Annotated in this window: 23 protein-coding genes; 7 read left to right on the plus strand and 16 right to left on the minus strand. The window is 71.8% G+C overall.

Annotated elements, in window-relative coordinates; genetic code table 11:
* Window positions 1-38: 38 nt before the first annotated feature.
* The 5 genes from trpA to FHS23_RS13410 form a co-directional block, all read right to left on the minus strand.
* Window positions 39-824 (minus strand): tryptophan synthase subunit alpha, encoded by a 786-nt coding sequence (gene trpA / locus FHS23_RS13390; RefSeq protein ID WP_183654333.1) that lies wholly within the window; start codon window positions 822-824, stop codon window positions 39-41.
* Window positions 821-2041 (minus strand): tryptophan synthase subunit beta, encoded by a 1221-nt coding sequence (trpB, locus tag FHS23_RS13395; protein ID WP_183654336.1) that lies wholly within the window; start codon window positions 2039-2041, stop codon window positions 821-823. The genes trpA and trpB overlap by 4 nt, the downstream gene beginning before the upstream one ends.
* 5 nt (window positions 2042-2046) lie before the next feature.
* A complete protein-coding gene (trpC, locus tag FHS23_RS13400; protein WP_183654339.1) occupies window positions 2047-2856 on the minus strand; it encodes an indole-3-glycerol phosphate synthase TrpC in 810 nt (269 codons plus the stop codon).
* Between the two features lie 144 nt (window positions 2857-3000).
* Entirely contained in the window at window positions 3001-3687 is a 687-nt protein-coding gene (locus FHS23_RS13405; protein ID WP_183654342.1) for a Trp biosynthesis-associated membrane protein, read from the minus strand.
* On the minus strand, window positions 3680-5326 hold the full coding sequence (locus tag FHS23_RS13410) for an anthranilate synthase component I (protein ID WP_183654344.1): 1647 nt from the start codon (window positions 5324-5326) through the stop codon (window positions 3680-3682). Before FHS23_RS13410 ends, FHS23_RS13405 begins: the two co-directional genes overlap by 8 nt.
* A 74-nt stretch (window positions 5327-5400) precedes the next feature.
* On the opposite strand from FHS23_RS13410, the gene FHS23_RS13415 reads away from it, so the two are divergent.
* Window positions 5401-6030: a TetR/AcrR family transcriptional regulator gene (locus FHS23_RS13415; RefSeq protein WP_183654347.1), complete on the plus strand. Its 630-nt coding sequence runs from the start codon at window positions 5401-5403 to the stop codon at window positions 6028-6030.
* Window positions 6031-6060: 30 nt separating this feature from the next.
* Here FHS23_RS13415 and hisI read toward each other — a convergent pair whose 3' ends face one another.
* Window positions 6061-6447: a phosphoribosyl-AMP cyclohydrolase gene (hisI, locus tag FHS23_RS13420; RefSeq protein WP_183654350.1), complete on the minus strand. Its 387-nt coding sequence runs from the start codon at window positions 6445-6447 to the stop codon at window positions 6061-6063.
* The gene (gene hisF / locus FHS23_RS13425; RefSeq protein ID WP_183654353.1) at window positions 6444-7217 is read right to left on the minus strand and encodes an imidazole glycerol phosphate synthase subunit HisF; all 774 of its coding nucleotides are present in this window, start codon (window positions 7215-7217) and stop codon (window positions 6444-6446) included. The genes hisI and hisF overlap by 4 nt, the downstream gene beginning before the upstream one ends.
* Window positions 7218-7475: 258 nt before the next feature.
* Here hisF and FHS23_RS13430 point away from each other — a divergent pair, with 258 nt between their 5' ends.
* Complete coding sequence (locus tag FHS23_RS13430) at window positions 7476-9257, plus strand: hypothetical protein (protein ID WP_183654357.1); 1782 nt, start codon at window positions 7476-7478, stop codon at window positions 9255-9257.
* 18 nt (window positions 9258-9275) lie between these two features.
* Here the strand turns inward: FHS23_RS13430 and priA are convergent, their stop codons facing one another.
* The 4 genes from priA to FHS23_RS13450 form a co-directional block, all read right to left on the minus strand.
* Window positions 9276-10013, minus strand: coding sequence for a bifunctional 1-(5-phosphoribosyl)-5-((5-phosphoribosylamino)methylideneamino)imidazole-4-carboxamide isomerase/phosphoribosylanthranilate isomerase PriA (gene priA / locus FHS23_RS13435; RefSeq protein WP_183654361.1), 738 nt, complete (start codon window positions 10011-10013; stop codon window positions 9276-9278).
* Window positions 10014-10070: 57 nt separating this feature from the next.
* Complete coding sequence (gene hisH, locus FHS23_RS13440; protein ID WP_183654364.1) at window positions 10071-10700, minus strand: imidazole glycerol phosphate synthase subunit HisH; 630 nt, start codon at window positions 10698-10700, stop codon at window positions 10071-10073.
* A 9-nt stretch (window positions 10701-10709) separates the two neighbouring features.
* Window positions 10710-11864, minus strand: coding sequence for an MFS transporter (locus tag FHS23_RS13445; protein WP_183654368.1), 1155 nt, complete (start codon window positions 11862-11864; stop codon window positions 10710-10712).
* Window positions 11865-11931: 67 nt separating this feature from the next.
* The gene (locus FHS23_RS13450; protein WP_183654370.1) at window positions 11932-12939 is read right to left on the minus strand and encodes a PHP domain-containing protein; all 1008 of its coding nucleotides are present in this window, start codon (window positions 12937-12939) and stop codon (window positions 11932-11934) included.
* 628 nt (window positions 12940-13567) lie between these two features.
* Here FHS23_RS13450 and FHS23_RS13455 point away from each other — a divergent pair.
* Entirely contained in the window at window positions 13568-15661 is a 2094-nt protein-coding gene (locus tag FHS23_RS13455) for a VanW family protein (protein ID WP_343053897.1), read from the plus strand.
* Between the two features lie 100 nt (window positions 15662-15761).
* Here the strand turns inward: FHS23_RS13455 and FHS23_RS13460 are convergent, their stop codons facing one another.
* From FHS23_RS13460 to FHS23_RS13480, 5 genes are all read right to left on the minus strand, one after another.
* Complete coding sequence (locus tag FHS23_RS13460) at window positions 15762-16838, minus strand: Glu/Leu/Phe/Val dehydrogenase dimerization domain-containing protein (RefSeq protein WP_183654373.1); 1077 nt, start codon at window positions 16836-16838, stop codon at window positions 15762-15764.
* 210 nt (window positions 16839-17048) lie between these two features.
* Window positions 17049-17993 carry a lysophospholipid acyltransferase family protein gene (locus FHS23_RS13465; protein ID WP_183654376.1) on the minus strand — a complete coding sequence of 315 codons (945 nt, stop codon included), beginning with the start codon at window positions 17991-17993 and terminating at the stop codon, window positions 17049-17051.
* A complete protein-coding gene (locus FHS23_RS13470) occupies window positions 17990-18757 on the minus strand; it encodes a GNAT family N-acetyltransferase (RefSeq protein ID WP_183654379.1) in 768 nt (255 codons plus the stop codon). Before FHS23_RS13470 ends, FHS23_RS13465 begins: the two co-directional genes overlap by 4 nt.
* A 166-nt stretch (window positions 18758-18923) precedes the next feature.
* A complete protein-coding gene (locus FHS23_RS13475; protein WP_183654382.1) occupies window positions 18924-19883 on the minus strand; it encodes an electron transfer flavoprotein subunit alpha/FixB family protein in 960 nt (319 codons plus the stop codon).
* A gap of 32 nt (window positions 19884-19915) precedes the next feature.
* Window positions 19916-20701 (minus strand): electron transfer flavoprotein subunit beta/FixA family protein, encoded by a 786-nt coding sequence (locus FHS23_RS13480; RefSeq protein ID WP_183654385.1) that lies wholly within the window; start codon window positions 20699-20701, stop codon window positions 19916-19918.
* A 236-nt stretch (window positions 20702-20937) separates the two neighbouring features.
* Between FHS23_RS13480 and FHS23_RS13485 the strand changes: the two genes are divergently transcribed.
* From FHS23_RS13485 to FHS23_RS13500, 4 genes are all read left to right on the plus strand, one after another.
* Window positions 20938-21777, plus strand: coding sequence for a DegV family protein (locus FHS23_RS13485; RefSeq protein ID WP_183654388.1), 840 nt, complete (start codon window positions 20938-20940; stop codon window positions 21775-21777).
* A gap of 225 nt (window positions 21778-22002) precedes the next feature.
* Window positions 22003-22197, plus strand: a complete 195-nt coding sequence (locus FHS23_RS13490) for a hypothetical protein (protein WP_183654391.1) — start codon at window positions 22003-22005, stop codon at window positions 22195-22197.
* A 90-nt stretch (window positions 22198-22287) separates the two neighbouring features.
* Window positions 22288-23055 carry a methyltransferase domain-containing protein gene (locus FHS23_RS13495; RefSeq protein WP_183654394.1) on the plus strand — a complete coding sequence of 256 codons (768 nt, stop codon included), beginning with the start codon at window positions 22288-22290 and terminating at the stop codon, window positions 23053-23055.
* Complete coding sequence (locus FHS23_RS13500; RefSeq protein ID WP_183654397.1) at window positions 23052-24557, plus strand: 1,4-alpha-glucan branching protein domain-containing protein; 1506 nt, start codon at window positions 23052-23054, stop codon at window positions 24555-24557. Before FHS23_RS13495 ends, FHS23_RS13500 begins: the two co-directional genes overlap by 4 nt.
* Window positions 24558-24628 lie beyond the last annotated feature (71 nt).

A 24628-nucleotide genomic window follows, 5' to 3' on the forward strand; every position in this document is an offset into this window, starting at 1 on the left:
TCACCGTAACGTGACGCACGCGGCCGGGCTCGGCCGCGTCACGCACGGGGGCGGCGGACTCCCTCGGCCAGCTCCTTCGTCAGCGCGGCCACCGCGTCGGTGCCCTCACTCGCCTTCGTCACGAGTGCGGACCCGACGATGACACCGTCCGCGAACGCCGACACCTCGGCGGCCTGATCGCCGGATCGCACTCCGAGTCCGACGCCGACCGGCAGGTCCGTGTGCACCCGGGTGCGCTGCACGAGGCCCTGCGCCGCGCTGCCGACCGTCTCGCGGGCACCGGTCACGCCCATCACGGCCGTGGCGTAGACGAACCCACTCGCGGCCGCTGTGGTCAGCGCGATGCGCTCGTCCGACGACGACGGCGCCACGAGGAAGATGCGGTCCAGCCCGTGGGCGTCCGACGCGGTGATCCACTCGGATCCCTCGTCGGGCGTGAGGTCCGGCGTGATGAGCCCGAGGCCACCCGCGGCCGCGAGGTCACGGGCGAACGCGTCGACGCCGTAGTGGAACACCGGGTTCCAGTACGTCATCACGACCGCGCGGCCGCCACGGTTCGCGACCGACTCGACGACGTCGAACAGGTCCTTGAGGCGGAAACCGTTCCGCAGCGCCGTGTCGGCGGCCGCCTGGATGGTCGGCCCGTCCATGACGGGGTCCGAGTACGGAAACCCGACCTCGACCAGATCCGCGCCCGCGTCGACCGTCGCGGCGAACAACTCCTTGGACTCGGCAACCGTGGGGTACCCCGCGGGCAGATAGCCGATCAGCGCGCCGCGGCCTTCGCCACGGGTCTGCGCGAACAGCTCGTCGATGCGGCTCACACGCCCTCCACGAGGTTGAAGTACCGGGCGGCGGTGTCGACGTCCTTGTCACCGCGGCCGGACAGGCTGACCAGGATCACGCCGTCCGGGCCGAGTTCGCGGCCGAGCTGCAGTGCTCCGGCCAGCGCGTGCGCGGACTCCACCGCGGGGATGATGCCTTCGGTCTTCGACAGCAGCTGGAACGCGTCCATCGCCTCGTCGTCGGTCACGGCGCGGTACTCGGCGCGGCCCATGTCCTTCAGGTGCGAGTGCTCCGGGCCGACGCCCGGGTAGTCCAGGCCCGCCGAGATCGAGTACGCCTCGATGGTCTGCCCGTCCTCGTCCTGCAGTAGGTAGGACAGAGCGCCGTGCAGCGTGCCCGGCGTGCCCTGGGTGAGGGTCGCCCCGTGCTCGCCCGAGTCGAGCCCCTTGCCACCGGGCTCGAGACCGACCAGCCGGACGTCGGTGTCGTCGAGGAACCCGTGGAAGATGCCGATCGCGTTCGATCCGCCGCCGACGCACGCGGCGACGGCGTCCGGGAGACGGCCCACCTGCGCGAGCATCTGCTCGCGGGCCTCCTCGCCGATGATCTTGTGGAAGTTGCGCACCATCACCGGGAACGGGTGCGCCCCGGCGGCGGTGCCGAGCAGGTAGTGCGTGGTGTCGACGTTGGTGACCCAGTCGCGAAGCGCCTCGTTGATGGCGTCCTTGAGTGTGCGCGACCCGGTCCCCACGGGAATCACCTCGGCACCGAGCAGGCGCATCCGCGCGACGTTGAGCGCCTGCCGTTCGGTGTCGACCTCGCCCATGTACACGACGCAGTCGAGGTCGAGCAGTGCGCACGCGGTGGCGGTGGCGACGCCGTGCTGCCCCGCACCCGTCTCGGCGATGACGCGCGTCTTGCCCATCCGCTTGGTGAGCAGCGCCTGACCGAGGACGTTGTTGATCTTGTGGGAACCGGTGTGGTTGAGGTCCTCCCGCTTGAGGAAGATCCGCGCACCGCCGGCGTGTTCGGCGAACCGCGGCGCCTCGGTGAGCAGCGACGGCCTGCCCGCGTATCCGGACAGCAGCCGCTGGAACTCCGCGGTGAACTCGGGGTCCTGCTGGGCCTTGTCGTACTCGGAGGCCAGTTCGTCCAGCGCGCCCATCAACGCTTCCGGCAGGAAGCGGCCGCCGTAGTCACCGAAGTGACCGCGGGCGTCCGGATCGTGGCGCGACTGCGGGGTCGTGTCGGTCATGCGGATCACCGGCTCGGACGCGGACAGGCCGGGTGCGACCCGGCGGTGACGAGCTGCACGAGCGCGGCCTTCGGGTCGTCGGTGCCGACGAGCCCCTCGCCGACGAGCACGGCATCGGCTCCGTGGCCCGCGTACGCCATCAGGTCACCGGGACCCCTGACGCCGGACTCGGCGATCTTGAACGTGCCCATCGGCAGGCCCGGTGCGAGCCGGCCGAACACGTCCCGGTCGACCTCCAGGGTGTGCAGGTCGCGGGCGTTGATGCCGATGACGGACGCGCCCGCCTCCAACGCGCGGTCGCACTCCTCGGCGTTGTGCACCTCGACCAGCGCGGTCATCCCCAGGGACTCGACACGGTCGAGCAACGCGGCGAGCGCGTTCTGCTCGAGCGCGGCCACGATGAGCAGCACCATGTCGGCGCCGTGCAGCCGGGCCTCGTGCACCTGGTACGGGCTGACGATGAAGTCCTTGCGCAGGATCGGCACGTCCACGGCGGCACGGACGGCGTCGAGATCGGCCAGCGATCCGCCGAACCGGCGCTCCTCCGTGAGCACACTGATCACGCGTGCTCCCGCATCCTCGTAGTCCTTGGCCAGCACGGCCGGGTCGTGGATCGCGGCGAGATCGCCCTTCGACGGGCTCTTCCGCTTGACCTCGGCGATCACACCGATGCCCGATTCCTGCAACGAGCCCATGACGTCCCGTGGCGCGGGAGCCTCCGCGGCACGCTTCTTCAACTCGTCGAACGGCAGCGCCGACTCACGCTCGGCCAGGTCGGCCCGCACGCCCGCAACGATGTCCTCGAGAACGCTCACCGGTCGACCTCACCGGGTGTCGGGGCCGTTGATTCACTCGCAAGGTGGCTCACAAAAACCTTCCCCTTCCCGCTCAACCGATGCTAACCCGCGGGCTCGTCCAGACCGGGCGCGGGTCGACGACAGCCTCGCCCACCACGGGTTTCACTCCGGGCGGCCGTCACGCGGCCGGTCGCTCCCCGTCGAATCGGTCGGGTCGGCGCCCTCCGACAGCGCGTCCCACAGCTCGGCGTCCGGGTCACGCGGCGCGCGGCGATCGCCGGGAGCGGAGTACTTCGCGCCCATCCGTGCCATGCGGTGCCCGCGCCAGGCCAGCACCACGCCGGCCAGCGCGACGAGCACTCCGCCCGCGACGGCGGCCGCGGGGCCCAGAAATGTCCACGACGGCTCGCCCGCGGCGCCCTCGTATCCGGGGGCCCAGCCGGACCAGGCGATCTCCCGAGTGTCCCCGGCGACGGCCAGATACACCGTCCAGCCGCCCACGACGGCCAGCAGCACACCCAGCAGCCGCCGCGCCACGCCGCGGAGCGCGAGCGCCGCCGCGACGGCCGCCAGCGCCAGCAGCGCGATCGGCACGGGCCACTGGACCAGCTCGCCGCCGGTGAAGTCGTCGGCCAGCCTGCCGTCGACCGTCCGCCCCTGCGGCACCTCGATCCACACCAGACCAGACGCGCCCCAGAGCGCACCCGCGCCGAGCAGCAGCGCGACCACGACCGCCCACAGCGCGCGTTTGTCCCCTCCCGCGGGCGGGCCGCCGGACGCCCCTTCCGCGGCCGCGGGAGCGGCGCGCCCGTCGCCGGACTCGCGCGGATCGGCGTCGCGGTCAGACACCGTCGCCGCCCGTCACGTCCACGGGTGCCTGCGTCTCTCCGGGTGCCTGCGTCTCTCCGGGTGACGGCGTCTCCCCGGGTGACGGCGTCTCAGCGGGTGCCGGGGCGCCCGCGGGTCGCAGCGTGCCCGCCGCCGCGACGGCCGACAGCACGGTGCGGGCCTTGTTCAGGGCTTCGTTGTCCTCGTAGTCGGGTTCGGAGTCGGCGACGACCCCGCCGCCCGCCTGGACGTAGGCCACGCCGTCGCGTACCAGCGCCGTGCGGATCGCGATCGCGGTGTCGGCGTCACCGGCGAAGTCGAGGTACCCCACCACGCCGCCGTACAGCCCGCGCCGCGTCGGTTCGAGCCGCTCGATGAGCTCCATCGCCCGCACCTTCGGCGCGCCGGACAACGTGCCCGCCGGGAAGCACGCGGCCACCGCGTCGATCGCCGCGGCGTCGTCGGCGAGCTCACCGGTCACGGTCGAGACGATGTGCATGACGTGGCTGTAGCGCTCGATCGCGAAGAAGTCGACGACCTGCACCGAGCCCGGCTTGCACACCTTGCCGAGGTCGTTACGGCCGAGATCGACCAGCATCAGGTGCTCGGCGCGCTCCTTCTCGTCGGCGAGCAGCCCCTTGGCCAGCTGCGCGTCCTCCTCCGCATCGGCACCGCGCCAGCGGGTGCCCGCGATCGGATGCGTCGTGGCCTTGCCGTCCCGCACAGTGACGAGCGACTCCGGACTCGACCCGACGATGTCGAACCCGTCGAGCCGCAACAGGTACATGTACGGGCTCGGGTTGGACGTGCGCAGGACGCGGTAGATGTCGAGCGCGTCGGCACCGGTGCGCAGCTCGAACCGCTGCGACGGCACGATCTGGAACGCCTCGCCCGCGTGGATGGCCTCCTTCGCCGCCTCGACGGCCGCATGGAAGTCGTCCTTGGTGCGCGCCCGGTCGAACTCGGGAAGCGGGCGGTCGAACACCGCGTTCGTGGCGGGCGCGGGCGCGGCGAGCCGGGCCGTCATGGCGTCGAGCCTGCGGACCGCGTCCTCGTAGGCCGCGTCCACCCGTTCCGGACTGTCGTCCCAGTTCACCGCGTTGGCGATGAGCGTGACCGTGCCCTCGTGGTGGTCGAACGCCGCCAGGTCGGTCGCGAGCAGCATCGTGAGCTCGGGGATGTCGAGGTCCTTCTCGGCGATCTCCGGCAACCGTTCGAGCCAGCGCACCGCGTCGTAACCGATGTAGCCGACCATGCCGCCCGTCAACGGCGGCATGCCGGGCAACGGCTCGGTGTGCAGCGTTTCGAGCGTCTCACGCAGCACGGCCAGCGGATCGCCGCCGGAGGGCAGGCCCGCGACCGGGGTCCCCGTCCACACCGCCTCGCCGCCGCGCACGGTCAGCGCGGACGGGCTGTGCACGCCGATGAACGACCATCGCGACCACGACTCGCCGTTCTCCGCCGATTCGAGCAGGAACGTGCCGGGACGGTCCTCGGCGAGTTTGCGGTACAGGGCGACGGGCGTGTCGGCGTCCGCGAGCACGCGGCGGACGACCGGGATCACGCGCCGGTCCTCCGCGAGTGCGCGGAACTCCGCGGCCGACGGCGTGACGGCGCCCAGGCCGACACGAGCGGCCTCGACGGAATGGGCTGTGACCATGGCTTCATTGTGCCGTCGGCGCGCGGCAGCCCCGGCGGTGGGATCGGCGCGGGCCGATCGGCGATGATGACGGGGTGACCAGTACCCCCCATCGCACCGCCGACGACGGATCACGGCGCCGCGGCCGCAGGCCCGCCGGTGAGGACACCCGCACCGCACTGCTGGAGGCCGCACGTGCCGAGTTCGCCGACGGCGGCTACACCGGCGCCACCGTCCGCGCGATCGCCACGCGCGCCGGCGTCGACGCGGCGATGGTCAACCACTGGTTCGGCAGCAAGGACCAGCTGTTCGCCGAGGCGGTCCTGCAGCTGCCGTTCGATCTCTCCGACGTGGTCGCCACGGTCACCTCGTACGGCCGCGACCGGCTCGGCGAGGGCATCGTCCGCACGTTCGTCGGACTCTGGGACGGCGCGGGCGGCGACCGCTTCACCGCAGTGATACGCAGCGTCACCAGCAGTTCCGACGCCCTGGACACGCTGCGCGGCGTCCTGGTCGCCAAGGTGATCGGACCGGTCGTGGCGACGGCGGCGGCCGACCGTCCCGAGCTGCGCGCGTCGCTGTGCGCGAGTCAGGTGGTCGGCCTCGGCATGGCGCGCTACGTCGCCCGTTTCGAACCGCTCAGTTCGGCGGACCCGGACACCGTCGTCGCCGCGGTCGCCCCGACGCTCCAGCGTTACCTCACCGGCGACCTCGAACACCCCTGACCCGCGGCCGCGCGGGTAGCGTGTGCGACGTCAGCTCGCCTGCACGTCCTCGTCGGCCAGGAGGAGATCGGCGTCGAAGCACGTCCGCGCGCCGGTGTGACAGGCCGGGCCGGTCTGGTCGACGCGCACGAGAAGGGTGTCGGCGTCGCAGTCCAGCCGGACCTCCCGTACGTGCTGCACGTTGCCGGAGGTCTCGCCCTTCACCCACAGCTGCTGCCTGCTGCGCGAGAAGTAGGTCGCGCGCCGCGTCGCGAGCGTGCGCGCCAGCGCCTCGTCGTCCATCCACGCCACCATGAGCACGTCGGACGTCGTGTGGTCGACGACCACGGCGCAGACGAGCCCGTCGGCGCCCCGCTTCAGCCTGGCGGCGACGGCCGGGTCGAGGCTCGTCTGCCCCTCGCGTTCGTCCCGGCTCATCGGACCTCCACGTTCCCGGCCTTGAGCGCCTGTTTGACGTCACCGATCGTGAACTCCCCGAAATGGAAGACGCTCGCCGCCAGTACCGCGTCCGCGCCCGCCTCGACCGCGGGCAGGAAGTGGTCGACCGAACCCGCGCCGCCGCTGGCGATCACGGGCACGCGCACCGCCTCGCGCACGAGCCCCAGAAGTTCGAGGTCGAATCCGGCCTTCGTGCCGTCGGCGTCCATCGAGTTCAGCAGGATCTCACCGACACCGAGACTCTCGCCACGTGCGGCCCACTCCACCGCGTCGGTTCCGGTGCCCCGCCTGCCGCCGTGAGTGGTCACCTCGAAGCCCGAGGGGGTCGGTTCCCCGCCTTCGGGAACCCGGCGGGCGTCGACGGACAGCACGACGCACTGCGCGCCGAACCGTTCGGACGCCTCTCGCAGCAGTTCCGGCCGGGCGATGGCCGCGGTGTTGATGCTGACCTTGTCGGCACCCGCGCGCAGCAGCCGGTCGACGTCGTCGGTGCTGCGCACGCCGCCGCCGACGGTGAGGGGGATGAACACCTGCTCGGCGGTGCGCCGCACCACGTCGTACGTCGTTTCCCGGTCGCCCGAGGATGCGGTCACGTCGAGGAACGTCAACTCGTCGGCGCCCGCGGCATCGTAGGCGCGCGCCAGCTCCACCGGGTCGCCGGCATCACGCAGGTCGACGAAGTTGACGCCTTTGACGACACGTCCCGCGTCGACGTCGAGACACGGGATAACCCTCACCGCAACGGACATGCCACAAGCCTAAGGAGGCCGCGCGAAGCGCGTCCGCTTGGGCGGCGGTGGGAGACGGGCGGGCCTCAGGAGGCCGCGCGAAGCGCGTCCGATCGGGCGGTTTGCACGCCCGGGCGGACATCGTCGTGCGTGGACGGGGAAACCCGTGCCGGCAGGCGGGATCCGCACTGTCCGAAAGGATGTCGACACGCGTGGCGTCGTCGGGCCGGGGCAGGCGGACCTACGTACGATCACGTGATTGTGACGGCAGACGGAGCAATGGTCGCGACCCATTCGGCGGAGGACACCGCGCGCAGGCAGGAGACGCCGGTCTCGTCGGAGACCGCTGCGCGGGACCGGTGGCGCTCCCGGGCCGCGGCCGCCGCGTCGGTGGCCGCGGGCACGGCGATGATCGGCGCGCACGGCGCCTACTACGGCAACTGGATCGTCGACGACGCCGCGATCACGTTCTCCTACGCGCGCAGTTTCGCGGAAGGGCTCGGACCGGTCGTGCAGCCCGGAGCGGAGCCGGTCGAAGGGTTCTCCAACGTCACGTGGACGTTGCTGCTGGCACTGGCCCGCCTCGTGGGACTGTTCGACCACGGCACGATCTTCGGCGTTCCGGATTACGTGCTGTTGCCGAAGGTGCTGGCACTGGTGCTGTGCGGGGGAATCCTGGCGGCGTGCCACGCCGCGTTCGCCCGCGTGCTCGTGCGGCCGTGGCCCGGCACGCTGGCCGTCGGCGGGCTCCTGGCGATGACACCGTCGTTCGTGATCTGGGTGGTGTCCGGGCTGGAGAACGCACTGTACGGGCTGCTGATCACGACGCTCGCGGTGCTGGTGTTCCGGGCGGTGCTCGACGACGCGGTGCTGCGGTGGCGGCTGGCGGTCGCCACGGGGCTGCTCGCGGCGCTGGCCGCGCTCACCCGGCCCGAGGGGCTGATCTACGGCGCTGTCTATCCGCTGGTCGTGCTGGGCATGCTGCGCCGCTCGTCGGGCGCGCCGGTGGCGGCCAGCCTGCGCCATGCGGCGTTGTCGGTGGTGGCGTTCGTCGGGGGCACCGGTGCGTACTTCCTGTGGCGCCGGTTCACGTTCGGCGAGTGGCTGTCGGCGCCGTCGATCGCGAAGTCGCAGGGCCTGCCGTATCCGACGGACCTGTCGAAGGCCGGCCAGCTCGTGAGCTACGCGGGAGCGCCCGCGATCCTGCTCTGCTGCGTGTTCGTCGGAATGCTGTTCGCGCGGCCGCCGTGGTGGCGGCGCGGGCTGCTCGCGCTGCTGGTGCCGCTGGGCCTGGCGCTCGTCGCGTTCACGGTGCTCGAGGACGACTGGATGGGCCACCTGCGGTTCGCCACCCCGATCTGGATCCTCGGTGCGCTCACGGCCGTGCTCGCCACGGCGGAGGTCGTGCGGCGGACGCGGGGGCGGGCGCGCGCCGTCACGGTCGTCGGCCTGGTCGTGGCGCTGTTCGCGAGCGGGTCGTCGTTCGCGGTGGCGGCTTACGACTTTCGGCGCGCGCCCACACTGTCGGCGTGTCACGTGGCCGACCGCTACGGCCGCGCATTCAACGGCTACGCCGACGTGCTGGGGCTGGACCGCGCCTCGCTGCTGCTGCCCGACCTCGGCGGCACGTCCATGACCAGCAGGCTCCGCCTCGTCGACATGGCCGGGCTGACCGACATCCGCATGGCGCACCTGATCCGTGACAACGACCGCGCAGGTGCGAAACGCTACGTCTTCGACGAGGTCCGGCCCACGTTCATCCACACCCGCTTGCCGTGGACGCGCGGTGACGACCTCACCGAGGATCCCCGGTTCACCCGCGACTACGTGCGCATCTTCGCCGAACCCGGGTTTCCGTGGCCGGACGGCGACTGGGTCCGCCGCGACGTCGTGCCCGACGAGGCGACGCTGGAGCGATTGCGGGCGTACGCCGGGGCGACGGCGGGGCGGGTCGCCGACGCCTCGGTGGCTCCGACGGCCAGGTGCGGAGACACCCTGGGCGTCGGCTCGACCCTGCGACCCGTGCCGCCCGGAGACGCCGGTGGTCGCCCTGCGGAATAGCCTCCCCGACGCTGCCCGTCAGACCGCGGCGACGGCCTCGAGCGCTTCCTTCAGGGTGAACGCCTGCGCATACAGCGCCTTGCCGACGATCGCACCCTCGACGCCGTCGCACTCGAGCGCGGCCAGCGACCGCAGGTCGTCCACACTGGACACACCACCGGAGGCGATGATGGCGGCGTCGGTGCGGGCCGCTACCTCGCGCAGCAGGCCCACGTTCGGCCCCTGCAACGTGCCGTCCTTGCTGACGTCGGTGACGACGTAGCGCTGGGCGCCGTCCCTGTCGAGGCGCTCCATGACCTGCCAGAGGTCACCGCCGTCCTCCGTCCAGCCGCGGGCGGCGAGCCGGTAGCCGTCCTCGCCGATCCGCACGTCCAGACCGATCGCGACCCGGTCGCCGTACTCCGACACGACCTTCGCGCACCAGTCCGGCGATTCCAGCGCCGCGGTGCCGAGGTTCACGCGCCGCGCGCCCGTGTCGAGCGCGGCCTTCAGCGACGCGTCGTCGCGGATGCCGCCGGACAGCTCCACCTGCACGTCGAGCTCGGCCACGACGTGGGCCAGCAGTTCGCGGTTCGAGCCCTTGCCGAACGCGGCGTCGAGGTCGACCAGATGCACCCACTCGGCACCGCCGCGCTGCCAGGCCAGCGCGGCGTCGAGCGGGGAGCCGTAGGAGGTCTCGGTACCGGCCTCGCCCTGCACCAGGCGCACGGCCTGGCCGTCGGCCACGTCAACGGCGGGAAGGAGTGTCAGCGTCACGTCGCCAACTCTAAGACCCGGCTGCGCCGATCGGCCTACAGGGGCATGCCCCTGTGATCAGAGCGTGCCGAGCCAGTTGCGCAGCAGCTGTGCGCCCGCGTCGCCGGACTTCTCGGGGTGGAACTGGGTGGCGCTCAGTGCGCCGTTCTCGGCGGCGGCGACGAAGTCCTCGCCGTGGCGTGCCCAGGTCACCTGCGGCGCGGTGCCGCCGAGCTCGGACTGCAACGTCCACTCGCGCACCGCGTAGGAGTGCACGAAGTAGAACCGCTCGTCGGGGTCGATGCCGTCGAACAGCCGGGAGCCCTCGGGCGCGCGAACCGTGTTCCAGCCCATGTGGGGGAGGATGTCGGCGTGCAGCCGTTCGACCGTGCCCGGCCACTCCCCCGTGCCGTCGGTCTCGACGCCGTGCTCGACGCCGCGGTCGAACAGGATCTGCATTCCGACGCAGATGCCCAGCACCGGCCTGCCGCCCGCGAGGCGCTTGCCGACGATGCGGTCCCCCTGCACCGACCGCAACCCCTCTGCGCAGGCGGCGAAGGCGCCGACTCCGGGCACGACCAGGCCGTCGGCCTCCAGCGCGGCATGCGGATCGGCGGTCACCTCGACGTCGGCGCCCGCGCGCTCGACGGCGCGTTCGGCACTGCGGAGGTTGCCTGATCCGTAGTCGAGAATCACAACTGAGGGCACGGTTCCAGGTTAACCGGTTCGCCGGGGCGCCACCGCCACCGGCAACAGTGCCAGCGACCACACCGCGAGCAGACCGAACGCCACGCCGTAGGACGTGCCGGACGCGATCGCGCCCACGGCCACCGCGCCCAGCCCCTGCCCCGCGTCGAACGCCACGTTCCACGAGATGCTCGCCCGCCCCGCCGTGGTGCGCTGGAACATCGACACGAGGGAGTCGTTCTGCACGGCACCGAACCCGATGCCGAACACGACCATCGACGCCACGGTGAGCCACACCGGGCCGCCCACGCTGAACACCGCGTACCCGGCGAGCCCCAGACCGGACAGGGCCCTTCCCGGTGTCAGCAGCCTGCCGGTCCACCGCGCACCGAACCGGCCTGCGGCCCAGCGCGACACGGTCGTGGCGAGCGGCATGAGCAGCAGCGCGATCGACGACTCCGGGGCGAGCAGCAGGATCGGGGTGAAGGTCGCCAGTGCTCCGAGCCCGGTCGAGGCGGCGAGCATCGGCAGCCACGGCCGCCAGGTCTCCCGCGCGGTGGCGAGGAAGGCGCCCCCGCGGTCCGGCTCGGCGGTGACCCGGGCGGGAGGCAACAGGGCGGCCGGCACCAGCGCGAGCGCGGGCAGCGCGGTCGCCACCAGGAAGACCGCCACGAACCCCCAGTGTTCGGCCAGCCACGGGCCCGCGGGCAACCCGACGAGCTGTGGCAGGCCGGTCGCGAGGCCGTAGAGGCCGGATCCGCGCGGCACCGCGGCCGGTGGCAGCAGCTCGGCGATGAGCGCACTGCCGCACACGGTGAGCAGGCCGAACCCGACACCACGCAGCAGCGACAGGGTGAGAATGCCCTCGGGCGAGGTCCACCCGATCAGCAACGGGGTGGGCACGCCGAGGAACGCGATGCCCGCGAGGATCGCGGTGCGGTAGCCGTAGCGCCGCACGAGCACCCCGGTGCCGAGCTGCGTGGCGACGGTGCTGGCCATGAACACGCCGGTCGCGGCGCCCGCCGCGAACGTGCCCGCGCCCTGCCGGACCGCCCACATCGGCACGACGGGGAGCAACAGCGAGAAGCCGCACAGCGCGAGGGCCACCGCGGCGAGTGACAGCCGGAACGGCCCGTGCCGCCACGGTGACTGGTCACGGGCCGTGGCCCCGGGTTCATCCGCCATGACGACAGTTCTAGTACGTGCGTACAGCTCCCGTCGGGGCGGGGCGTCACTGCCGTACGCGCGGATTTCAGTGCCGGGCGGCCCACGCGGTCAGTTCGTCGGCGGTCCACGTGTTGACGACGCGGTCGGCGGTCACGCCGCACTCGCTCGCCCGTTCACAGCCGAACGGCAGCCAGGACAGCTGCCCCGGCGCGTGCGCGTCGGTATCGACGGCGAAGCGGCAGCCCGCCTCCTGCGCGAGCCGCAGCAACCGCCTCGGCGGATCGAGCCGCTCAGGCCGCGAGTTGATCTCCACGGCGACGTCGTGGTCCCGGCACGCCGCGAACACCCGCTCCGCGTCGAACTCGGATTCGGGCCTGCCGCGCCCGCTCACGAGCCTGCCGGTGCAGTGGCCGAGCACGTTGACCCGCGGATTCGCCACGGCCGTCAGCATCCGCTCGGTCATCTCCACCGCGGGCATCCGCAGTTTCGAATGCACGCTCGCGACGACCACGTCGAGCCGTTCCAGCAGGTCCGGATCCTGGTCGAGCGAACCGTCGTCGAGGATGTCGACCTCGATACCGGTGAGGACGCGCAGCGGCGCGAACCGTTCGCGGCACTCGGCGACGACGTCGAGCTGACGGCGGAGCCGATCGGCAGACAAACCGTTCGCGACCGTCAGCCGCGGCGAGTGGTCGGTGACCACGAGGTACTCGTGACCGAGATCTCGGGCGGCCTCGGCCATCTCCTCGACCGAACTGCCGCCGTCGGACCAGTCCGTGTGGGTGTGACAGTCGCCGCGCAGGGCCGCGTGCAGCGGTCCGCCGTCCGGAATGCCGGGCGCGCCGCGTGACTCCAGGTCGGTCAGGTAGGCGGGCTCCCTGCCCTGCACGGCCTCGGCGATGACGCCCGCGGTCGTCTTGCCGATCCCGGCGAGCTCGGTCAGCGTGCCCTGCGCGGCCCGGCGGGCGAGCTCGCCGTCGGGTAGGTCGGCGGCCACCGCGGCGGCGTTGCGGAAGGCCCGCACCCGGTAGGTCGGCTCCCCGGACCGTTCCAGGTGCAGGGCGATCTGACGCAGCACGTTCACGGGATCCATCGCTCACCTCACCGGTCCGGCAGCCCGCCGACCCCGATTCTCCCCGTCCCGGTGCTCACCGGCCACGATCTCGCCGGCGAGACACGGTCGCTTGCAGACCGGTGTGCTCATCGACACGACCGGCCCCGGCCGACGTCGCACGATCCGGTGACGTCGCTATCGTGGAGGCTGACGGTGTCGACACGGCGTCCCGGTCACCGGATCCGGGCCGCGCCCACACGTGGCGTGACGACCCCGTCAGCCATCCGGCCCAGTGCACCCTACGACCGTCGTAACCCATCGCGGCCTGCGAGGACGACGACCGGGACTCCGATGGGGGTCGCGTACGACCCCCTCGCACACAGGCCGTATCTTGACCCGGTAGTCGGGGTCCGTTATTGCACGCACAGTGCGTGGAGGGGTTGTTTTGCCGCAGGAACCTCGGTGGCCAGGGCCTTCGGAATCTCAGCCGAACGAATGGCCCGAATCCCACACCGAGCAGACCGACATTCTGCCTGCCGTCCCACCGTCGGACGCGGAGAGCACCGGGTCGGCCACGGAGAGCACACAGCTGAGCCCGGAGGTCGGCGCCTCCGATGAGGCCGACACCTCCGGGACCGGGGACACGGCCGAGGGACCGACGGGCGAGGTGACCGGCGAGGCTGCAGGCCAGCCCACCGGCGCCGCCCCCGAACCGACCGAGGCGGAGACCACGCAGCACATCGCGTGGCCCGAGACCGACGCGGAGACCACCCGGCAGGTCCCCGGCCCCGCCGCCGGCGCCGGGGACGACACGGTCGTCACCGGCGCAGCGGACGCGCCGACCTCGCCCGCATCGCCGCCGCCGGACACCTCGGGTGAGACCACGCAGTACATCCCGGCCGTGACTGCCGACGACCCGGCTCCCCGGCACCTGACCGCGGCGATGCCCGCGCAGGGCGCAGGCACGACAACCACCGCGGCCGGGGCGGCCCCGGGGCCGGGCAGCAACGGCGGCGACGGCAGCGACGGCGGCGACGGCGCTGACGGCGGCTCCCGCGACCGTTTCGCCGCACTGGGCAAGGCCCGCAAGCCGCTGCTGATCGCCGCCGCCGTCTTCGGCGTGCTGGCGCTGGTGTACGTGGTGGACGTGTTCGCCACCTCGGGCGACGTGCCGCGAGGAACCGTCGTGGCGGGCGTCGAGGTGGGTGGCATGAGCCGCTCGGACGCCGAGAACAAGCTCCGCTCCGAACTCGAGCCGCGCATGACGCAACCCGTGCAGTACCGCGCCGGTGACGTCGACAGCGAGTTCGACCCCCGGCAGGCCGGGCTCCGGCTGAACTGGAAGGAGACGCTCGACCGCGCGGGCGACCAGCCGCTGAACCCGTTCAGTCGGATCGCATCGCTGTTCTCCGAACGCGAGGTCGACGTCGTCACCGAGGCCGAGCCCAACCAACTCGAGAACGCGCTCGTGTCGGTGCAGGAGACCGTCGACCGCGAGCCGGTCGAGGGCACGATCCGGTTCGAGGGCGCCACCCCGGAGGCCGTCGAGCCGAAGAACGGCCAGAAGCTCGACGTCGCCGGTGCCGAGAACGTCATCACACGCGACTGGGCCGACGGCAAGCGGATCTCGCTCCCGGTCGACAGCACCCCGGTGTCGGTCAGTTCGGAGGACGTGCAGGCGATGCTGCGCGACGTCGCCGAGCCCGCGGTGTCGGCACCGGTGGTGGTCCGCGGCGAGGGCGCCGACGGCACCCTCGAACCGGAGGAGATCGCCGCGGCGCTGAGCTTCACCCCGGAGAACGGCAAGCTGACGCCGAAGATCGACCGGAAGAAGATGGCCGAGGGCGTCCAGGAGGAGCTGTCGGACACGGTCCAGAAGGGCCGGGACGCCGAGATCGTGTTCGAAGACGGCAAGCCCACGGTCAAACCCTCCAAGGACGGCAAGCGCATCAAGTGGAAGGAAACCTTCCAGCCGCTGATGGACGTGCTGCAGCGGGACGAGCAGCGCGAGATCGAGGCCGCCTACGAGAAGAAGGAACCCGAGACCACGACGAAGGAAGCCAAGCAGCTCGGCGTCAAGGAGGTCATCGGCGAGTTCTCGACCGACGGTTTCGCCCCCGACTCCGGGGTCAACATCCGCCGGGTCGCCGAGGAGGTCGACGGCACCATCGTCAAGCCCGGCGAGACCTTCAGCCTCAACCAGCACACCGGCCCGCGCACGAAGGCGCAGGGCTACGTCGAGGCGGGCATCATCGAGGACGGCGCACCGGGCAAGGCCGTCGGCGGCGGCATCTCGCAGTTCGCGACCACGCTGTACAACGCGTCGTACTTCGCGGGCATGACCGACGCGGGTCACCAGGAGCACAGCTACTACATCAGCCGCTACCCCGAAGGCCGGGAGGCGACGGTGTTCCAGACCCCCGACGGCGCGAGCGTCATCGACCTGGCTTTCACCAACAACCTGCCGAACGGTGTCGCGATCCAAACCGTGTGGACGCCGAACGACATCACGATCAAGCTGTGGGGCACGAAGAAGTACGACGTGCAGTCCCGCACCGGCAAGCGCACCGACGTCGTCAAGCCGAAGGAGAAGCAGGGCCCCGAGGGTGACCAGTGCTCCCCGAGCAACGGCGCGCCCGGCTTCACCGTGACGGACACGCGGGTCCTGCGTGACCTCGAGTCCGGTGCGGTCGACGAGGAGACCCGAACGGTGCGCTACAACCCGCAGCCCAAGATCGTCTGCGGGAACAAGCGGCCCTGACAGCAGGCACACGACCGTCACCGGAGCGGGCGGTCCACGGCGAACGTGACGAGCGGGCGGCCCTCGACGGGGCCGCCCGCTCGTCACATCTCGGCCGGTGTCAGCGCACGGTGAGGATCGACCGCAGGTGCGAAACCTCCGACATCCGTCGCTCTGCCAACCGGTCGGCTGCGGTCACCGCGGGCACGCCCTCCTCGTCGGCGAGCGCGAACACGGCCTTCGCGGTGTCGTACAGCGACGTGGCCTTGAGTCTTGCCCGGTCGGCGTCGTAACCGCGCAGCTCGTCACTGACCTGGATCGTGCCGCCGGCGTTGACGAGGTAGTCGGGGGCGAACAGGATTCCGCGGTCCTGCAACAGTTTCTCGACACCGGGATGTGCCAGCTGGTTGTTGGCGGCGCCGCAGACGATCGCTGCGCGCAGCGTGGGCACCGTGTCGTCGTCGAGGACCCCGCCGAGCGCACACGGAGCGAAGACGTCCACATCGGACGCGATCAGCGCGGCGGTGTCGTCGACGACGTCGACCGACGGGTGCACCGCGCGGACCTGGTCGACAGCCCGTTCGTCGACGTCGGTGATCACGATCTCCGCACCCGCCTGCGCCAGGTGACCGACGAGCAGTTTGCCGACCTTGCCGACGCCTTCGACGCCGACCCGCTTGCCCTGCAGCTCGGGGCTGCCCCAGAGGTGCTCCGCCGAGGCGCGCATGCCCTGGTAGACGCCGAAGGCCGTGAGTTCCGAGGAGTCCCCCGCACCGCCCTCCTCACGCGAGCGGCCGGTGACGAAGTCCGTTTCGCGCGCGATGACGTCCATGTCGCGCACATAGGTGCCGATGTCGCACGCCGTGATGTACCTGCCGCTCAGCGACTGGACGAACCGGCCGTAGGCGCGCAACAGCGCCTCCGATTTGAGCGAGGCGGGGTCACCGATGATGACCGCCTTGCCGCCGCCGAGGTCGAGGCCGGCGAGCGCGTTCTTGTAGGCCATCCCCTTCGACAGGGCCAGCACGTCGTCGAGTGCGGCGTCCTCGTCCGGGTAGGGGTAGAAGCGGGTGCCGCCGAGAGCGGGGCCCAGCGCGGTCGAGTACACCGCGATGATGGCCTTCAGTCCGGTGGCGCGGTCATGACAGTAGACGACCTGCTCGTGGCCGCTCTTGCGGCCGAATACACCGTCGGTCACGGGTGGTGACTCCTTTGTCGGTTCCGGCCCGGCGCCGGTCGGCGCCTGCCGGGATCGGTTGTGGTCCACGGCGACGGCTGCGGGGTTGCCGCAGCGCACACCGCGCGGACTCACGATAGACCCGGCTCGAGGCGGCGGGAAAGCGACGGAGGTCGCGGGTGGCCCACCGGCGGCCCGGCTCCCTCGCCGGTGCGACGCGCCTTCCCGGTGTCACGGCCGGTGACGGGCGACCGCGGGAACCGCCCGCGTCGCCGCGGGTGCGGCCCGGTCCACGGGCTTCCCGTCACCCGCCTGGGCCGGGCCCGCCGGTGTGCGCGCGGGTGCGGAGCTGCGGACGCGTGCGGGCGCACCTGCCACGGTCACCGTGCCGAGCGCCGAGGCCACCGCCGCTTGGGCGAGCGCCGCGAGTTCCCGCCGATCCGCGGCACGTCCGGGCGCGATCTCGGGACACACGGTCAGTTCGAGCGTCAGGTCCGGGACGGCGACGGCCCGTCGCAGCGATGCGATGAGCGATTCGGGGCCGATGAACGCGGGTCGCGTCGTCTCCCGTCCGCCCGCCAGGTATCGGATGGCCACCGGACGCACGGGCACACCCGCGTCGATGGCGGCCTGGAACAGCGCCGGGCGGAACTGCCCGGAGGCCGCGCCGCACCACGTCGTCCCCTCGGGGTTCACGGTGACCAGCGCCCCCGAACGCAGTGTCGTGGCCAGTTCGGCCACGGCGTCGGGCAGTGCGGACAACCGTTCGCGGTCCAGGAAGACGGTGCCCGCCCGTGAGACCAGGGGCCCCAGCACCGGCCAGGAGGCGATCTCGCGCTTGGCGAGCGCTCGCATGGGGCGCATCGCGTTCAGCCCCATGATGTCGGCGAACGAGATGTGATTACTGACGACGAGCGCGCCCCGTCCGCTGCCGTCGAGCTCGCCGCGGACGACCAACCGGACGCCGAGCGCGGCCAGCAGACCGCGGAACACCGCGCGCACGATCCGGTCGCGGCCGGGCAGCACCGCCAGGAGCGGGACGAGCACCAGCCCGGCGGCGACGATCAGAACCGCCCCGGTGAGCCGCAACGCCCGTCGCACCGGGCCGACACGCCCCTCCTCCGGGGTGAGACAGCCGTCCCCGCACGGCGAGGCCGGCATCCACAGGTGGCTCATGCCGCTGCCCCCAGGAAGTATTTGAGGTACCGCTCGTCGACCTGCTGCAGGTCGAGCAAGACGAAGAAGTCGGCGACGTCGAAGTCCGGGTCGTGTGCGGGCGGCCCGCAGACCCGCGCGCCGAGGCGGACGTATCCGCGCAGCAGCGGCGGTAGCACCGGGCGGGCGGGACGGACGATCTCGTCGCACCGCCACGGGTGCAACGGCCTCACGCGGTGGGACTCGTCGGCGAAGTGCTTGGTGAACGCGATGTCCCAGACACCGGCGGCCTGTGCGCCGCCGTCGGAGAGTGGCACCGAGGCGCAGCCCGCGAGATACCGGTGCCCGGACAGCAGCATGTACCGCGCGATGCCCGCCCACACCAGGCTGACGACGGCTCCGGTGCGGTGATCGGCGTCCACACAGGACCGCCCGGTTTCGACGAGCGAACCGCGCAGCGGGTTCAGTGCCGACAGGTCGAATTCGGTGTCGGAGTAGAGCTGCCCGGCCTCGCGCGCCCGGCCCGGCGGCAGCATCCGGTAGGTGCCGACGATCGCGCCGGTCTCGTCGTCGGTGACCAGGAGGTGGTCGCAGAAGGCGTCGAACGGGTCGACGTCCAGGCCGTCTGGCCCGGGTGCGAGCCGGGCGCCCATCTCCTCGGCGAAGACCCGGTGCCGTAGCCGCTGCGCGGCGAGCACCTCGTCCTCCCCGGAGGCGACGCGCAGCGAGTACCGCGCACCGCCCGTCGTCCGGTCCGTACTGAGCAGGGGCTGTGACCGCGTCATACCAGGGATGCTCGCGCCGGCAGGGAAACCCCGGCGGGCACCGGCCGTGGCCGACGGCTGCACACCCGGTGAACGCTCCGTTCACGCGGGCCTCACACGCGCTCACGGCCGCCTCCCCGCGGGTGCGGGAAGGCGGCCGTGGGCGGTACTGCGCAGGCGCGAGCGGTCAGCCCTTGCGCTTGGCGACCTCGTCGGTCAGCTGCGGAGCGACGTCGAACAGGTCGCCGACGACACCGAAGTCGGCGATCTCGAAGATCGGCGCCTCGGCGTCCTTGTTCACGGCGACGATGGTCTTCGACGTCTGCATGCCGGCACGGTGCTGGATGGCACCGGAGATGCCGAGCGCGACGTACAGCTGCGGCGAGACCGTCTTACCGGTCTGGCCGACCTGGAACTGCGCCGGGTAGTAGCCGGAGTCGACGGCGGCACGCGAGGCACCGACGGCGGCGCCGAGCGAGTCGGCCAGCTTCTCGACGACGTCGAACTTCTCGGCCGAGCCGACACCGCGGCCACCGGAGACGACGATCGACGCCTCCGTCAGCTCGGGCCGGTCACCGCCGACGACCGGCTCGACACCGGTCACCTTGGCCGACTTGGCGGGGTCGGCCGCGGGCAGCGCGACCGTCTCCTCGGCGGCGCCGCCGTCGGCCTGCTCGGCCTCGACGGCACCCGGGCGCACCGACACGACCGGCGTGCCCTTGGCGGCCTTCGACTTGACCGAGAACGCTCCACCGAAGATGGACTGGTCGACCGAGCCGTCGGCGTTCACGCCGACGGCGTCGACGAGCACGGCACCGCCGAGGCGGATCGCGAGCCGGCCCGCGATCTCCTTGCCCTCGGCCGTCGCCGACACCAGCACGGCGGCGGGCGAAGCCTGCCCCGCGACCGTGGCGAGCGCGTCGACCTTCGGCGTCACCAGGTAGCCGGCGGCGTCGTCCGACTCCGCGGCGTACACCTTCGCCGCGCCGTACGACGCCAGCGCGTCCTTGACCTTGCCTGCGGTGCCGGGCGTACCGACGACGACCGCGGACGCCTCGCCCAGCGAGCGAGCGGCGGTGAGCAGCTCGAACGTGGACTTCTTGACCTCACCGTCGACCTGGTCGACGAGCACGAGTACTTCAGCCATGGTTCGTCTCCTTGAGTGGGATGAGGTCTGTCTCAGATGAGCTTCTGGCCGGCCAGGTACTCGACGACCTTCGTGCCGCCGTCACCGTCGTCCTCGACCCGCTCACCGGCCGCGCGCGGCGGCTTCGGTGCGGCCTCGAGCACGGTCGCGGCGGCGCCCGACAGGCCCAGCTCCCCGGCGTCGACGCCGAGGTCGGCGACCGTGAGGGTCTCCACCGGCTTCTTCTTGGCGGCCATGATGCCCTTGAAGGACGGGTAGCGCGGCTCGTTGATCTTCTCGGTGACGCTCACGACGGCGGGCAGGTTCGCCTCGAGGTGGGTGACGCCGTCCTCGGTCTCGCGGTCGACCTTGAGGGTCGTGCCCTCGAGGGACAGCTCGCGGGCGTGGGTCAGCTGCGGCACACCGAGGATCTCGGCGAGCATCGCGGGGATGGCACCGCCACGGCCGTCGGAGGCCTCGTTACCGGCGATGACCAGGTCGTAGCCGTCGACCTTGCCGAGCGCACCGGCGATGACCTTCGCGGTGGCGACCATGTCCGAACCCTGCAGGGCCTCGTCGGAAACGTGGACGGCCTTGTCGGCGCCCATCGACAGAGCCTTGCGGATGGCGTCGGTGGCGCGGTCGGGACCGACGCACAGCACGGTCACCTCGCCCTCGCCTGCTTCCTTGATCTTGAGCGCCTCCTCGACGGCGCGCTCGTTGATCTCGTCGATCACCGCGTCGGCGGACTCTCGGTCGAGGGTGTGGTCACTCTCGTTGAGCTTGCGCTCCGAGTACGTGTCCGGCACCTGCTTGACCAGTACAACGATGTTGGTCATGGAACTCCTTTAGGCGCAATGCAGGGCGTTACTGGGCGGTAGATTAGGCGCAAAACCACTGGTACGCGCGCCGAGGTGACCACGTTCACCCGGAATCGCGTTTTAGTGGGACGATCGTTCAGATAACTGCTCGATCCACTGGCCATTACACCACGTACATGGCTCGCGAGCGGAGGTCGCATGACACTCCCCCTAATGGGTGCAAACTTTCGTGTACCGCGGGGTAGCCTCGGTGAGTGCCTGTCGCAGTGATCACCGACTCCACGGCGAGCCTGCCGGAGCGGACCGCCAAGCAATGGGACATCTCCGTCGTCCCCGTCCAGGTCGTCGTCGGCGATCGCGTCGACGACGAGAACCGCTACGACCGCGAGGACCTCCTCCACAAGTTGCGGGCCCACGAACCGGTCACCACACAGCCACCCGACCCCGGTGCGTTCTTCTGGAACTTCCAGGACGCCGTGAGCGCGGGGGCCACCGCGATCGTCTGCCTCCACATCTCCAGCAAGCTCTCCGCGACGGCGGACGCGGCTCGCGAGGCGGCACAGCAGGTCGGCGTGCCGGTCTACGTGCTCGACAGCGGCACCACCAACATGAGCCTCGGCTTCGCCGCCGTGTCGGCCGCGCGCGCCGCAGCGGCGGGCGCCCCGGTCGAGCGCGTCATGAGCGCCGCGGACGATCGCATCCGCGGCAGCAAGGAGCTCATCTACGTCGACACGCTCGACTACCTGCGCCGGGGCGGGCGCATCGGCGGCGCCGCCGCGGCGATCGGGTCGGCGCTGTCGATCCGCCCGATCCTGACGATCAGCGGCGGCGAAGTGGCACCGCTCGCGCGGGTGCCGGGCACCAAACGCGCCCTGGGCAAACTGGTCGACCTCGCCGTCCAGCACGCCGGCGACATCACGGTCGACGTCGCCGTCGCCTCCGCGGAAATCGGCGACCGCGAGCACCGACTCGCGGGCGAGCTCCGACGGCGCATCCCCTCCCTCGGCGACCTCGCGCTCGTCCAGGGCAGCACCGTCATCGGGGCGCACGTCGGGCCCGGCGCGCTCGGCATCACCGTCGCCCCGTCCCAGTGACACCGCTCGGTCCCGCCGACACCGCTCAGCCCCACCGTCCGCCCGGTCCCGCCGACACTGCGCCCCGCCGACACCGGTTTCGAGTGACGCCGGTGCGCATTCGGGCCGATCGCGCCGCGGGCGGAACTCGCGTCGGTATCCTGAACGGCGCCGGCGTCGGCCGAGGCGTGTCGCCCCGGCCATCGACCCGACGAATGGCCTGACGGCCGACGGAAAGGACCACACATGGCATCGCTGTTCCACAAGGTGGCCCGGTTCGCGAAGAGCCCGGCGGGCAGGCGCGCGATCTCCGAGGCGAAACGGATGGCCCGCGACCCTCACAAACGCCGGCAGGCCAAGGAGGCCTTCGACAAGATCCGCAAGGGCGCGGGCGGCTCGGGTGGTTCGCGCGGCGGTGGGCAGCCGCCGTCGTCCCACTGACGCGGGGTGGCCGTGGCCGCGCCGACCGCCTGCTGCGACTCTCGTTACCGGCGGGTAGGGCGGCGCGGGCACGGCGGCTAGTCTCTCCGCGTGGACACGACTCGCGCCGAAGCCCTGCACCTGACCGGTGAGCGCACCGTGCCGGGAGTGCCGGAGGAGAACTACTGGTACCGCCGACACGAAGCCGCCTATCACGCGTTACTGCCGTACTGCACGGGCGCCGTCGTCCTGGAGGCCGGTTGCGGTGAGGGGTACGGCGCGGGCCTGCTCTCCGACCACGCGGCGCAGGTACTCGCACTCGACTACGACAGTGCCGCGATCGGCCACGTCGCCCGCAGCTACCCGGCCGTGGCCGCACTGCACGGCAACCTCGCGACGTTGCCGCTGGCCGACGCCCGACTGGACGTCGTCGCCAACCTCCAGGTGCTCGAACACCTCTGGGACCAGTGCGGGTTCCTCGCCGAATGCCGCCGCGTACTCCGGCCCGGTGGGCGGTTGCTGGTGACCACCCCGAATCGGCTCACCTTCACGCCCGATAGTGACACGCCGCTGAATCCGTATCACACCCGCGAACTCTCACCGTCCGAACTGGACGAGATGCTCCGCGAAGCCGGATTCGCGGTCGAGCTACTCGCCGGTCTGCACCACGGTGCGGGTGTCCGGGCGCTCGACGAGCGCTACGGCGGGTCGATCATCGACGCCCAGCTCGACGTCGTCATGGGCTCGTTGCCCGGGCAGGCGGAGTGGCCGGAGGATCTGCTCGCCGACGTCGCCGCGATCCGGGCCGAGGACTTCGACGTCCACGACCGCGACCTGGACGCCAGCCTCGACCTCGTCGCCGTGGCGGTGCGACCGTGACGCGCGATCCGGGCGGCGATACCGAGGGCACGTTCTGCCTCGTCCTCCACAGCCATCTGCCGTGGCTGCCGCACCACGGCGCCTGGCCGGTCGGCGAGGAATGGCTCTACCAGGCGTGGGCGCATTCGTATCTGCCTGTGATGGACCTGCTGCGGCGGTTCGCCGACGAGGGCAGGCGTGACGTCCTGACGCTCGGCGTCACCCCGGTGCTGGCGGCCCAACTCGACGATCCGTACGCGCTGCGCGCGATGCACGACTGGCTCGGTACGTGGCGGCTGCGCGCCGAGCACGCCGCCGGCCTGTGGAGGGGAGACGGGCTGCTGTCCGACCTCGCCGCCGCGGAACACCGCACCGCCACCCATGCGATCGACGAGCTCGAGACGACGTGGCGGCATGGTTTCTCACCCGTTCTGCGGTCGCTTGTGGACAGTGAAACTGTGGAACTCCTCGGCGGGCCGTTGGCGCATCCGTTCCAGCCGTTGCTCGACGAACGGGTCCGCGGTTTCGCACTCTCCGAGGGCCTCGCCGACACGGCGCTGCGCCTGGGCCACCGGCCCGCGGGTATCTGGGCGCCGGAGTGCGGCTACGCACCCGGCATGGAGAACGCGTACGCGGCGGCGGGAGTGCAGCGTTTCCTCGTCGACGGCCCCGCCCTGCACGGCGACACGGCGACGGCACGCACGGTCGGCGAGTCCGATGTGGTCTGCTTCGGCCGCGACCTGGAGGTCACCTACCGGGTCTGGTCACCGAAGGCCGGCTATCCCGGCCACGCGACGTACCGCGACTTCCACACGTGGGCGCACGAGGTGGGCATCAAACCGTCACGCGTGACCGGCAAACAGGTACCGCCGCAGGACAAGGCGCCCTACGATCCCGCCCGCGCGGCCGACACCGTGGACACCCACGTCAAGGATTTCGTCGACACCGTGGTCACGCGGCTGCGCTCGCTGCGCGAGCGTGACGGTCGTGAGGCGCTCGTGGTCGCCGCCTACGACACGGAGCTGTTCGGACACTGGTGGCACGAGGGCCCGCAGTGGCTGGAGGGCGTCCTGCGCGCACTTCCGGAGGCCGGGGTGCGGGTCACGACGCTGCGCGGCGCCGTGGAGGCCGGGCACGTCGGCGCCCCTGTGGACCTGCCCGCCTCGTCGTGGGGATCGGGCAAGGACTGGCGCGTGTGGGACGGCGAGCAGGTGGCCGACATGGTCGACGCGAACGCGCGGCTGCAGCAGAGGTTGCTGGCCCTCGACGTGCCACGCGATCACCGCGACCCGGTGGCCGATCAGGCCGTCCGCGAGGCGCTGCTCGGCCTGTCCAGTGACTGGGCGTTCATGGTCACCAAGGATTCGGCGGCCGATTACGCGCGCAGGCGTGCCGGCGAACACACCGACCGCTTCGACGAGCTGGCGGCACTGCACCGTGCCGGCGACCCGCGGGCCGTACGGCTGGCGGCCGAGCGGCGCCGGACGAGCCCGTTCGGCCGTCTCGACGCCCGGACGCTCTAGCTGCGCCGACGACGAAGCGCCGCCGTGGAAGCACCGCCGTGGGAGCGCCGCCGTGGGAGCGGGTCGCCCCT

Origin of the sequence: Prauserella isguenensis, assembly GCF_014191605.1 — a bacterium.
Taxonomy (GTDB): Bacteria; Actinomycetota; Actinomycetes; order Mycobacteriales; family Pseudonocardiaceae; genus Prauserella; species Prauserella isguenensis.